Annotated in this window: 12 protein-coding genes; 11 read left to right on the top strand and 1 reads right to left on the bottom strand. The window is 63.6% G+C overall.

Going from position 1 to position 11,353, the window contains the following annotated elements:
- Positions 1-208: 208 nt before the first annotated feature.
- From ACVWZT_RS08085 to ACVWZT_RS08065, 5 genes are all read left to right on the top strand, one after another.
- The gene (locus tag ACVWZT_RS08085) at positions 209-550 is read left to right on the top strand and encodes a tryptophan synthase subunit beta (protein WP_289131850.1); all 342 of its coding nucleotides are present in this window, start codon (positions 209-211) and stop codon (positions 548-550) included.
- A gap of 189 nt (positions 551-739) precedes the next feature.
- Positions 740-1,639 (top strand): TauD/TfdA dioxygenase family protein, encoded by a 900-nt coding sequence (locus ACVWZT_RS08080; protein WP_296235390.1) that lies wholly within the window; start codon positions 740-742, stop codon positions 1,637-1,639.
- 17 nt (positions 1,640-1,656) lie between these two features.
- Positions 1,657-2,676 carry an ABC transporter substrate-binding protein gene (locus tag ACVWZT_RS08075; RefSeq protein ID WP_457468870.1) on the top strand — a complete coding sequence of 340 codons (1,020 nt, stop codon included), beginning with the start codon at positions 1,657-1,659 and terminating at the stop codon, positions 2,674-2,676.
- Positions 2,677-2,682: 6 nt separating this feature from the next.
- Entirely contained in the window at positions 2,683-3,546 is an 864-nt protein-coding gene (locus ACVWZT_RS08070; protein ID WP_457468868.1) for an ABC transporter ATP-binding protein, read from the top strand.
- 15 nt (positions 3,547-3,561) lie between these two features.
- A complete protein-coding gene (locus ACVWZT_RS08065) occupies positions 3,562-4,425 on the top strand; it encodes an ABC transporter permease (RefSeq protein ID WP_296235387.1) in 864 nt (287 codons plus the stop codon).
- Between the two features lie 36 nt (positions 4,426-4,461).
- Here ACVWZT_RS08065 and ACVWZT_RS08060 read toward each other — a convergent pair whose 3' ends face one another.
- A complete protein-coding gene (locus ACVWZT_RS08060; RefSeq protein ID WP_296235386.1) occupies positions 4,462-5,022 on the bottom strand; it encodes a WCX domain-containing protein in 561 nt (186 codons plus the stop codon).
- Positions 5,023-5,229: 207 nt separating this feature from the next.
- On the opposite strand from ACVWZT_RS08060, the gene ACVWZT_RS08055 reads away from it, so the two are divergent.
- From ACVWZT_RS08055 to ACVWZT_RS08030, 6 genes are all read left to right on the top strand, one after another.
- Positions 5,230-6,024 carry a tetratricopeptide repeat protein gene (locus ACVWZT_RS08055; protein WP_457468866.1) on the top strand — a complete coding sequence of 265 codons (795 nt, stop codon included), beginning with the start codon at positions 5,230-5,232 and terminating at the stop codon, positions 6,022-6,024.
- 138 nt (positions 6,025-6,162) lie between these two features.
- The gene (locus ACVWZT_RS08050; RefSeq protein ID WP_296235384.1) at positions 6,163-6,615 is read left to right on the top strand and encodes a MarR family winged helix-turn-helix transcriptional regulator; all 453 of its coding nucleotides are present in this window, start codon (positions 6,163-6,165) and stop codon (positions 6,613-6,615) included.
- Positions 6,612-8,699 (top strand): FUSC family protein, encoded by a 2,088-nt coding sequence (locus ACVWZT_RS08045; RefSeq protein ID WP_457468865.1) that lies wholly within the window; start codon positions 6,612-6,614, stop codon positions 8,697-8,699. The genes ACVWZT_RS08050 and ACVWZT_RS08045 overlap by 4 nt, the downstream gene beginning before the upstream one ends.
- Entirely contained in the window at positions 8,696-8,908 is a 213-nt protein-coding gene (locus tag ACVWZT_RS08040; protein ID WP_114169105.1) for a DUF1656 domain-containing protein, read from the top strand. Before ACVWZT_RS08045 ends, ACVWZT_RS08040 begins: the two co-directional genes overlap by 4 nt.
- Positions 8,905-9,780 (top strand): efflux RND transporter periplasmic adaptor subunit, encoded by an 876-nt coding sequence (locus ACVWZT_RS08035; RefSeq protein ID WP_457468863.1) that lies wholly within the window; start codon positions 8,905-8,907, stop codon positions 9,778-9,780. Before ACVWZT_RS08040 ends, ACVWZT_RS08035 begins: the two co-directional genes overlap by 4 nt.
- Positions 9,777-11,195, top strand: a complete 1,419-nt coding sequence (locus tag ACVWZT_RS08030; RefSeq protein ID WP_457468862.1) for an efflux transporter outer membrane subunit — start codon at positions 9,777-9,779, stop codon at positions 11,193-11,195. The genes ACVWZT_RS08035 and ACVWZT_RS08030 overlap by 4 nt, the downstream gene beginning before the upstream one ends.
- Positions 11,196-11,353: the final 158 nt, after the last annotated feature.

Raw genomic sequence — 11,353 nt, 5'->3', positions numbered from 1 at the left:
GAAAGAGCTGCGGAGCGGCCCCGGGATTTCGGCAACAATGCTGGAATCGCCGGGACCGCCTTGCGGCCCTTTGGCATCACAAGGCCGCTGCTGCAGATCTTTCCCGCAACCCTGGGACAGCGCATACTCTGTTGCTGTGCCTGCGTGCCCGGCAATCTTTGCCTATGCTGCTGTCTACCACCAAGGAACCATTGTGACGAGGGACGCCATGTTCTATGTGCAACGCGACGCTGCCGGCCAGTTGCGACGGGTAGAGGCAGCTGCTTTCGACGAGTTCACAGAAATGCTCCCTGCCGACCATGCCGATATCCAGGCCTGGTTCGCCGATGACATTGTGGAAAACAGCCTCAACCAGCTCAAGCAAAGCGATCTGGACATGATCCGTGTGCTCGAGGACCTGATCGACGTCCTCACCGCCAAGGGTGTATTCAAGATCACTGACCTGCCCCCCGGGGCACAGGCCAAGCTGCTCAACCGCTCCACTGCGCGCAAGGCGCTGAGCAGCCTGAATAACCTTATTGAGGAAGAAGAGCATGGCGGCCTGATTTGAAGGCAGATACCCGTGCTATGCTTATTCACTAAAGATATTTAAAATATCGCCTTTATGCATTTATAGTCGCTTCCACTGCGTACTCGTCGACCAATCGGCGCGCCGCACGACTTGAACCCACACGGGAAATCCCCGTGCGTTTCTGATCGTTGCGCGCCATAGATGTCGCGCACTGCGTGGGAGTGAAAAATGTCAGCCGCCTCGAACGCCTTGTCGATCATCGACAGCGCCCAGTCGCAACGCTTCGAAATCCGCCCGTTCGCCGGTGCCCCAGGCGCCGAGATCACCGGTCTGGACCTGACCCGGCCGGTCAACGTGGAGGATTTCGCCCGTATCCATCGTGCCCATCTTGACCACCATGTGCTGGTGTTCCGCGACCAGCGCATCAGCCCCGAGCAGCAGATCGCCTTCAGCCGACGCTTCGGCGAGTTGCAGATCCACGTGCTCAAGCAGTTCCTGTTGCCCGGTTACCCCGAGATCCTGATCGTATCCAATATCATCGAAGACGGTCGCAACATCGGTTTGGGCGATGCCGGCAAGTTCTGGCATTCGGACCTGTCGTACAAGGAACTACCGAGCCTCGGCTCCATGCTGCATGCCCAGGAGCTGCCCAGCGAGGGCGGCGATACCCTGTTCGCCGACATGCACAAAGCCTGGGATGCCGTCCCCGAAGCCTTGCGCAAGGTGGTCGAGGGCCGTAGTGCCGCGCACTCCTACACGGCCCGTTATGCCGAGGCCAAGTTCGAAGGCAACTGGCGCCCGACCCTGACCGCAGAGCAGTTGGCGCAAGTTCAGGAAGTCATCCACCCGGTCGTCCGTACCCACCCGGAAAACGGTCGCAAGGCGCTGTTCATCAGTGAAGGCTTCACCACCCGCATCGTCGGCCTGCCAGACGACGAAAGCCGCGACGTGCTGCAACAGCTGTATGCCCTGAGCGTGCTGGAACAGAACATCTACCGCCACCAGTGGCAGCCCCATGACCTGGTGTTCTGGGACAACCGCTCGCTGATCCACCTGGCCACCGGCTGCCCCGCACACCTGCGCCGCAAGCTGTATCGCACCACTATCCAGGGCGATGCCCCGTTCTGACGACTGAGGAACCCGACATGCGCAAATCCATCAGCCGCCTGGCGGCAAGCATCGGCCTGGGCGCGAGCCTGCTGGTCGGCAGCCTGGCCGCCCCTGCCGCGGCGCAGGCAGAAGGCAAGATCCGCATCGCCGAGCAGTTCGGTATCGTCTACCTGCTGCTTAATGTCGTGCGGGACCAGCACCTGATTGAAAAACACGGCAAGGCGCAGGGCATCGACATCGAAGTCGACTGGGCCCAGCTGTCCGGTGGTTCGGCCATCAATGACGCTTTGCTGTCCGGTTCGGTGGATATCGCCGGCGCTGGCGTCGGCCCGTTGCTGACGGTGTGGGACCGCACCCAGGGCCGGCAGAACGTCAAGGCTGTGGCCTCGCTGGGCAACTTCCCGTATTACCTGGTCAGCAGCAACCCCAACGTCAAGACCATCGCCGACATCTCCGACAAAGACCGCATCGCCGTGCCGGCGGTAGGCGTTTCGGTGCAGTCGCGCTTCCTGCAGTACGCTGCCGCCCAGCAGTGGGGCGACAAGCAGTACGACCGCCTCGACAAGTACACCCTGGCCGTGCCGCACCCGGATGCCACCGCTGCGTTGCTGGCCGGCGGCACCGAGCTCAACGGGCACTTCTCCAACCCACCGTTCCAGGACCAGGTGCTGGCCAACAAGGCCGTGCACGTGGTGCTCAACAGCTACGACCTGCTTGGCCCCAACTCGCCGACCTTGCTGTTTGCCACCGAGCAATTCCGCAAGGACAACCCCAAGACTTACAAGGCCTTCGTCGATGCGCTGGCCGAGGCTGCCGACTTCGCCCAGAACGACAAGGCGGCCGCTGCCGACACCTATATCCGCGTGACCAAGGCCAAGATCGACCGCGACACGCTGATAAAGCTGATCGACAACCCGCAGTACGAATTCACCATCACGCCAAAAAACACCTACAAGCTGGCCGACTTCCTCTATCGGGTAGGCGCCATCAAGCACAAGCCGGAGTCGTGGAAGGACTACTTCTTCCAGGATGAACGCCCGCTGCAGGGGAGCTGACCGATCATGACCGCCCCATTGCCAGGCCACACGGCCAGCAACCTGAGCCGTGTCGCCACGCCGCCTCTACTCAAGGTGGACAATCTCAGCCTCGAATATCGCACCGCGCAACGCGTGGTGCGCGCCACCCACCAGGTCAGCTTCGAAGTCGACCGCGCTGACCGGTTCGTGCTGCTCGGCCCCTCTGGCTGTGGCAAGTCCACCTTGCTCAAGGCGGTAGCCGGCTTCATTTCGCCCCAGGAAGGGCAGATCCTCCTGCAGGGCCAGGCCGTCAGAGGCCCGGGCCCCGATCGCATCGTGGTATTTCAGGAGTTCGATCAGTTGCCGCCATGGAAGACGGTGAAGCAGAACGTCATGTTCCCGCTGCTGGTGTCAGGCCAGCTCAAGCGTGTGGAAGCCGAGGAGCGGGCGTTGCATTACCTGGACAAGGTTGGCCTGGCCGCGTTCGCCGATGCCTACCCGCACACCCTGTCGGGCGGCATGAAGGCCCGCGTGGCCATTGCCCGGGCCTTGGCCACGCAGCCGAAGATCCTGCTGATGGATGAGCCGTTTGCTGCACTCGATGCGCTGACCCGACGCAAGATGCAGGAAGAGCTGTTGCTGCTGTGGGAGGAGGTGCGCTTCACCTTGCTGTTCGTCACCCACTCTATCGAAGAAGCGCTGGTGGTCGGCAACCGTATCCTGCTGTTGTCGCCACACCCGGGGCGGGTACGGGCCGAGGTGCACAGCCACCAGTACGGCCTGGGCAGCCTGGGCGGCAACGACTTCCAGGCCAGCGCGCGGCGCATCCACCGTTTGCTGTTCGACGAGGCGGACACGCCGGAACCGGCTGGCGACCTTGGCTTCAACGATATCCGTATCGCCTACTGACAGGAGCTTTCAGCCATGACCACTACACCTGTACGCCAGGAATACGAAGTGCAGTTGCAACCCCTGCTCAGTGTACCCGTGGAACGTCAACTGCCCTTGCTGCAGCGCCTGTGGCAGCAAGGCTGGCTGCGCAAGGCGCTCATCCTGCTGGTGATTGCCGTGCTCTGGGAGGCGGTGGCCCGCTACCAGGCCAATGACTTGTTGCTGCCCAGCTTCCTGCAAACCGCAGTTGCCTTGTGGGACGGCTTGTACAGCGGCGAGCTGCCGGCCAAGGTCGGCGTCTCGCTGGTGATTTTGCTCAAGGGTTATGTGCTGGGCATCGTCCTGGCCTTCGTCCTGACCAGCCTGGCAGTGTCGACCCAGTTGGGACGTGACCTGCTGGGCACACTGACCTCGATGTTCAACCCGCTGCCGGCGATTGCCCTGCTGCCATTGGCCTTGCTCTGGTTCGGGCTGGGCGACAACAGCCTGATCTTCGTGCTGGTGCACTCGGTGCTATGGGCCTTGGCGCTGAACACCTACGCGGGCTTCCTCGGCGTGTCGGAAACGTTACGCATGGCCGGTCGCAATTACGGCCTGAAAGGGTTGCGGCTGGTGCTGCACATCCTGATACCGGCGGCGCTGCCTTCGATCCTGTCGGGGCTGAAGATCGGCTGGGCATTTGCCTGGCGTACCCTGATCGCAGCCGAACTGGTGTTCGGAGCCAGCAGCGGCAAAGGCGGGTTGGGCTGGTACATCTTCCAGAACCGCAACGAGCTCTACACCGACAAGGTATTCGCCGGGTTGGCGGTGGTGATTCTGATTGGCCTGCTGGTGGAAGGGCTGGTGTTCAATACCCTGGAGCGGCTGACCGTGCGGCGGTGGGGAATGCAGCGCTAGCGGGCATGCCTGTACCGGCCCCTTTCTCGGTACAGGCTATGAATTCTGGTATTGCGCAGCCGCATTGCTGAGGATCTTGCCGATTTCCTCCCGCAAGCCGCCAGGCTGTTCAACCACTACCCCGTCGCCATGGCTCAACAGCCACCAGCGCAACGGCCAGCCATCGCTCACCGTGGCCCGCATCCGATGCCCGTGTTCCAGCGCCGTCAGCTGCATGTCGCTACTCAGCGGAGCATCCCGCAGCTGCCGCGCCAGTGCATCGCTGATCCGTGCCACCAGCTCGACCCCCTCTCCCCGTGCCGGTTGCAACGCATCGCCGCGCAAATGCGTCAGCAGGTCGAAATTGCCGCGTAATTCGCCCACGGCACTGGCCGACCAGTGCCAGCCGAACGGAATGCTCTTGTCATTTCGCTCCAGCGGAAAAATCAGCGACAGCTCGTTGAGGTCGCGTTCGACGGTGCGTTTGCTGACAGTGAAGCCCACGTCCCGCAGGCGCCAGACCAGCTCGGCGCTGGTGATGCCTGGAGATCGGCTGGGCAGCTGGCGCAGCAGCGCCCACTGACGGCTGAGGGTGGCGCGGGTAGTGGCGAACGGCAAAAGGTAACGTCCTTGTCTAGGCTTGCCGCAATAGGATGGCGGCAGGCGTGGGGCATGGCAATTGGCCACAGCCTGCTCAGATCAAGGAAGTCGCATTTGGTTGCCCGGTGCCGATTCGTTCGCGACAGGTTTTGACGTGTCGTCACGCAGAATCACGCCTCATCACAGCCGAAGGTTGGGGTTGTGCGTCGTTCAATGAGGATGAACATGTCTGCTGCCAGCAATATCCATTCGCTGCTTGCCCGTCTCCTGCCCGAGCGGGTCATTGCCCCACCGATTGCCGTCGGGAGGCGACAGCGGCTGTTTGCCGGGGTAGGGCTGCCCAGCCAGCGCGCGCTACTGATCAACCGCCTGGACGAGGCCAGCGATTTGCAGGCGGTATATGCCGACCTGCGCCGCCAGGCGCTGCAAGGCAATGTGGCGGCGCTCAATGACCTCGGCTGGGTCTGGCTCAACGGCAAGTACTGGCGTGCCGACACCGTGCTGGCTGGCCACCTGTTGCGCATGGCCGCCCTGCAGGGCAATGCCGCCGCCTGGTTCAACCTCGGGCAGCAACACTACTTCGGTAAAGGTATCGAACCGTCCTACGTGCAGGCGGCAGAGTGCTACCGGCAGGCGTTCGAGCGCGGCCTGTTGCATGCCGCCGCCGCGCTGGGGGACTTGTACGAGGAAGAGGTGTGCGATGGCGACCTGCAGTGGCAAGTCGACCTGGTGCAGGCTTACCAATGGTTCCTGCGCGGCGCTGAGCGCGGCGAGGCGCGTTGCCGTTTCGAGGTGGGGTACCGATTGATGCACGGGCTGTACGTGGAAGCCGATATCAAGGCTGCGTTGTACTGGCTGGAGCTGGCGGCAGCCGCGGGTGTGGTGCAGGCTGCAGAAGAGCTGGCGGTACACTTCAGCAGCCGTGACGAGGTGCGGTACCAGGAATGGCGCGACCGGGCGGTACAGATGGGCAGCACGTTGGCGTTGACCATGAAGCTGGAAGACCAGATTCAGCCATGAGTTGTTCTGCCAGGCCGGTACTGACAAGAAGCATGAACAACATTTCACCCAGGCTATCCATCACCGCTGGTTGACGACAGGGGGAGGGCCAAGCGTATATTGATAGTTAGCAAACTATGAATATCCTTGGTTTCTTCAATGTCCCTTGATCTCCTGCGCCTGCACGTCAGCAGCGGTATGGTGGTGGCCGCCCGGCATTGGCGGCGCATCTGCCACACCGCCCTGACCGGTTATGGCATCTCCGAAGCCTGCGCCACGCCCCTGCTGATGATCGTGCGCTTGGGCGATGGTGTGCACCAAGTTGCCGTGGCCCAGGCTGCGGGCCTGGAAAGCCCGTCGCTGGTACGTCTGCTCGACCAGCTGTGCAAGGCTGGCCTGGTATGCCGCAGCGAAGACCCGCTGGACCGTCGTGCAAAGGCCTTGAGCCTGACCGCTGAAGGCCGCGCCCTGGCCGAATCCATCGAAGCCGAACTGGTGCGCTTGCGTCGAGAGGTGCTGCAGCGAATCGACCAGGCCGACCTGGAAGCTGCCTTGCGCGTGCTGCGTGCCTTTGAAGCTGCCGGCCTGGGCAGCACAGGCGAGGCCGCATGAACGGTTTCTTCAGCTCGGTGCCGCCGGCTCGCGACTGGTTCTATGGCGTGCGTACCTTCGCCGCCTCCATGATCGCCCTGTACATTGCCCTGCTCATGCAGCTGCCACGCCCTTATTGGGCCATGGCCACGGTGTACATCGTTTCCAGCCCCTTCCTCGGGCCGACCAGCTCCAAGGCCCTGTACCGTGCCTTGGGCACGCTGCTTGGCGCCGGCGGGGCGATTTTCCTAGTGCCGCCGCTGGTACAGTCGCCGTTGCTGCTGAGTATCGCCATTGCTCTTTGGACCGGCACCTTGCTGTTCCTTTCGTTGAATCTGCGCACCGCCAACAACTACGTGCTCATGCTGGCGGGCTACACCTTGCCGATGATCGCCCTGGCGGTGGTCGACAATCCGTTGGCAGTGTTTGACGTGGCGTCTTCCCGTGCCCAGGAAATCTGCCTGGGAATCGTCTGCGCAGCAGTGGTCGGGGCCATCTTCTGGCCGCGCCGGCTGGCGCCGGTGGTGGTCGGTGCCACCAGCACCTGGTTCAGCGAGGCGATCCGCTACAGCGATACCTACCTCGCCCGTGAGGCCAGTGCCGACCAGGTGGGCAGCCTGCGCGGCACGATGGTCACCACGTTCAACTCGCTGGAACTGATGATCGGTCAGCTCGGCCATGAAGGGGCTGGCCCGCACACGCTGAAGAATGCTCGTGAATTGCGCGGGCGCATGATCCACCTGCTCCCGGTGATCGACGCTCTCGATGACGCCCTGGTCGCCCTCGAAGGCCGCGCCCCGGACAGGTTCGCCCAGTTGCTACCGCTGCTGGAGGCCGCCCGCGAATGGCTCAAGGGTACTGCCGACAGCGCTTCGCCCGCCCGCTGGGCCGCCCTGCACGAGCAGATCGAGCGCTTGCAGCCTGGCGCCGCCGCCCTTGACCAGCGCGCCGACCTGCTGCTGTCCAACGCCCTGTATCGCCTGACGGAATGGGCCGACCTGTGGCAAGACTGTTGCAGCCTGCAACACGCCCTGCGCAGTGACGACGCCAAACCCTGGCGCGCGGTGTACCGCCACTGGCGCCTGGGCCGCCTGACAGCGTTCTTCGACCGCGGGTTGATGTTGTATTCGGTAGCCTCCACCGTGCTGGCCATCGTTGTCGCCTGCGGCCTGTGGATCGGCCTGGGCTGGCACGACGGGGCCAGCGCGGTCATTCTCGCCGCCGTGTCGTGCAGCTTCTTCGCTGCCATGGACGACCCGGCGCCGCAGATCTACAGGTTCTTTTTCTGGACTCTGATGTCGGTCATCTTCTCCAGCCTCTACCTGTTCCTGGTTCTGCCCAACCTGCATGATTTCCCGATGCTGGTGCTGGCCCTTGCCGTGCCATTCATCTGCGTCGGCACCCTGACCGTGCAGCCGCGGTTCTACCTCGGCACCCTGCTGACCATCGTCAACACCTCGACGTTCATCAGCATCCAGGGCACCTACGACGCAGATTTTTTCACCTTCCTCAACTCCAACCTCGCCGGCCCCGTCGGCTTGCTGTTCGCCTTCATCTGGACCCTGGTGATGCGCCCGTTCGGTGTGGAGCTGGCGGCCAAACGCATGACCCGCTTCGCCTGGCGCGATATCGTCGAAATGACCGAACCGGCCACCCTTGCCGAACACCGCCACGTGGGTGTGCAGATGCTTGACCGCCTGATGCAGCACCTGCCGCGCCTGTCGCAGACCGGCCAGGACAGTGGCGTGGCACTGCGCGACCTGCGCGTGGGGCTCAACCTGCTGGACCTGCTGGCCTACATGCCGCGTGCCGGCCAGCAGGCCCGTGCGCGCCTGGGCTCCGTGATCGAGGAAGTCGGCGCGCATTACGCTGCCTGCCTGCGCGCCGGTGAACGCCTGCATGCGCCCGCCGCGCTACTGCGCAACATGGAGCACGCGCGCCTGGCGCTGAACCTCGATGAGCTGTACGAGCGCGGCGATGCACGCACCCACCTGCTGCATGCCCTGAGCGGTTTGCGCCTGGCGCTGCTGCCGGGTGTCGAGGTCATGCTCGAACCTGCCGAACAGCCGCAATTGCCCCCCGGACTCGACGGAGCGCCCCTGTGATTGGTGAACTGGATATCAGCGGGGTATTCCTGCCCACGTTGCTGGTGATGATGTTTGGCACCTACCTGCTGTTCCTCGGGGTGCACGCGGTGCTGGTGCGCGTGCATTTCTACCGCCTGGTCTGGCACCGGGCGTTGTTCAACGTTGCCTTGTATGCCGTGCTGCTTGGCGCGGTGGACCACTTTTGCCGAAACCTGATGCTGCCATGAAAAAACCTTTGCTGACCTTGGGCCGTGTGGTCCTGACATTGCTGGTAGTGAGCTTCGCCGCCATGCTCGTTTGGCAGATGGTGGTCTACTACCTGTTCGCCCCGTGGACCCGCGACGGCCACATCCGCGCCGACGTGATTCAGATCGCCCCGGATGTTTCCGGGCTGATTCAGAAAGTCGAGGTGCGCGACAACCAGACCGTCAAGCGCGGCGATGTGCTGTTTACTATCGATCAGGACCGCTTCACCCTGGCCCTGCGCCAGGCCAAGGCGACCCTGGCCGAGCGCCAGGAAACCCTGGCCCAGGCTTCCCGCGAAGCGCGGCGCAACCGCAAATTGGGCAACCTGGTGGCCGCCGAGCAACTGGAAGAAAGCCAGTCCCGTGAGGCCCGTGCCCGCTCGGCGGTCAGCGCGGCGCAAGTGGCGGTCGATACCGCCCAGCTCAACCTTGACCGTTCGGTGGTGCGCAGCCCGGTGGACGGCTACCTGAATGACCGTGCGCCGCGTAACCATGAATTCGTCACCGCTGGCCGGCCGGTGCTGTCGGTGGTCGACAGCGCCTCGTACCACGTTGACGGCTACTTCGAAGAAACCAAGCTGGGCGGTATCCACGTTGGCGATGCTGTGGATATCCGGGTCATGGGCGACAACACCCGTCTGAGCGGCCGTGTACAGAGCTTTGCAGCGGGCATCGAGGACCGCGACCGCAGCAGCGGTGCCAACCTGCTGCCCAACGTCAACCCGGCTTTCAGCTGGGTACGCCTGGCCCAGCGCATTCCGGTCCGCATCGCCTTCGATGAGGTGCCGCAGGACTTCCGCATGATCGCCGGGCGAACCGCCACGGTGTCGATCATCGAGGGCCAGCAGCCATGAAAAAGTTGATCCTGGCCGGCCTGTGCCTGTCGCTGGGGGCCTGCATGATGGTTGGCCCCGACTACCAAGTGCCGAAGGATGCCGCGGTGCAGCGCAGCGACCTCAATGGCCCGTTGCGCCAGGATGCTGACAGCGTGATGTCGACACCGGTGCCTGAGGACTGGTGGCAGTTGTACCAGGACCCGCGGCTGAACGAACTGGTGCGCCAGGCCCTGAGAGCCAACACCGAACTGCGTGTGGCCGCTGCCAACATCGCCAAGGCCCGCGCTCAGGTCGAAGTGGCCGAGTCGCAAGGCGGCTTCAACGGCGGCGTCAAACTGGGTGCACAGCGCCTGCAGGAGTCTGGCGAAGCCTTCCTGCTGCCCGAAAAGGTGCCGGTAGCCAACATCGGCGAGGCCATCGTCAGCGCCTCGTACCAGTTCGACCTGTGGGGCACCTTCAAGCGCGGCACCGAGGCTGCCAAGGCCAATGCCGATGCTGTCCAGGCCGCTGCCGATACCGCGCGCATCACCTTGGTGGCAGACGTGGTCAAGGCCTATACCCAGGTTTGCTCGGCCAACGAGGAATACCATATCGCCCGCCAGTCGCTTGGCCTGCAGGAACAAAGCGTCAAGCTCACCCAGCGCCTGCGTGATGCCGGCCGTGGCGATGAAACCCAGGTCACCCGCTCGCAGACCCAGTTCAAGTCCCTGCGTGCCGAGCTGCCACGCTTCAAGGCCGAACGCGAGGCCGGCATGTACACCCTGGCGGCCCTGTTGGCCAAGCCGGTGGAACAACTGCCCGCCGGTACCGCCGATTGTGCCGAACTGCCGCACCTGAACCAGCTGGTGCCGGTGGGTGATGGCGCAGCGCTGCTCAAACGACGCCCCGACGTGCGCCAGGCTGAACGCCAGCTGGCCGCTGCCACTGCCAACATCGGTGTTGCCACCGGCGCGCTATACCCGGATATCAGCATCGGCGCCCAGGTCGGCACCATCGGTCTCGTCGACAACCTTGGCGAGCCCTCGACCAACCGCTGGGGCTTTGGCCCGCAGGTCAGCTGGACCATCCCCACCAACGGCACCCGCGCTCGCATTCGCATGGCCGAAGCCTCGACCCAGGCGGCCTTGGCGAACTTCGACGGGGTGGTGCTGAACGCCATTCGCGAAACCCAGACCCGCCTGGCGCAGTACAGTGCCTTGCTGGATCGACGCGACGCACTGGCCGAGGCGGAGAGGTCGGCCAAGGACGCGGCCGACCAGACCCACCGCTATTACCAGGCGGGGCGTGAGTCGTTCCTGGCGGACTTGCAGGCAACGCGCACCTATACCGACATGCGCGCGCAACTGGCCGCAGCCAATAGCCAGGTGGCGATGGGGCAGATTGCTGTGTTCCTGGCGTTGGGTGGGGGGTGGAAGGAGGCGGGGAAGCAGTGAAGTTGCGCAGTGTCTGACGCAGACCGGGGGCTGACAGGTGCCTGCTTTGGCATTTTCAGCATCACCAATCTCCCGCCGGGCTCCCCAGGCATCCACTGCATTGCCAGCCCACATGCCTTTCCCTCACTTCATCTGATTTGTCACAAGATTTTTCATGA

The organism is Pseudomonas sp. TE21394 (assembly GCF_054057835.1).
Note: the sequence above shows the minus strand (reverse complement) of the source record. Positions and strands in the feature narration are given on the sequence as shown.

Excerpts from the sequence above, each read along its gene's own strand:
- ACVWZT_RS08065 (WP_296235387.1), top strand. The coding sequence starts at position 3,562 with ATGACCACTACACCTGTACGCCAGGAATACGAAGTGCAGTTGCAACCC.
- ACVWZT_RS08070 (WP_457468868.1), top strand. The coding sequence starts at position 2,683 with ATGACCGCCCCATTGCCAGGCCACACGGCCAGCAACCTGAGCCGTGTC.
- ACVWZT_RS08085 (WP_289131850.1), top strand. The coding sequence starts at position 209 with ATGTTCTATGTGCAACGCGACGCTGCCGGCCAGTTGCGACGGGTAGAG.
- ACVWZT_RS08080 (WP_296235390.1), top strand. The coding sequence starts at position 740 with ATGTCAGCCGCCTCGAACGCCTTGTCGATCATCGACAGCGCCCAGTCG.
- ACVWZT_RS08045 (WP_457468865.1), top strand. The coding sequence starts at position 6,612 with ATGAACGGTTTCTTCAGCTCGGTGCCGCCGGCTCGCGACTGGTTCTAT.
- ACVWZT_RS08030 (WP_457468862.1), top strand. The coding sequence starts at position 9,777 with ATGAAAAAGTTGATCCTGGCCGGCCTGTGCCTGTCGCTGGGGGCCTGC.
- ACVWZT_RS08035 (WP_457468863.1), top strand. The coding sequence starts at position 8,905 with ATGAAAAAACCTTTGCTGACCTTGGGCCGTGTGGTCCTGACATTGCTG.
- ACVWZT_RS08055 (WP_457468866.1), top strand. The coding sequence starts at position 5,230 with ATGTCTGCTGCCAGCAATATCCATTCGCTGCTTGCCCGTCTCCTGCCC.
- ACVWZT_RS08050 (WP_296235384.1), top strand. The coding sequence starts at position 6,163 with ATGTCCCTTGATCTCCTGCGCCTGCACGTCAGCAGCGGTATGGTGGTG.
- ACVWZT_RS08075 (WP_457468870.1), top strand. The coding sequence starts at position 1,657 with ATGCGCAAATCCATCAGCCGCCTGGCGGCAAGCATCGGCCTGGGCGCG.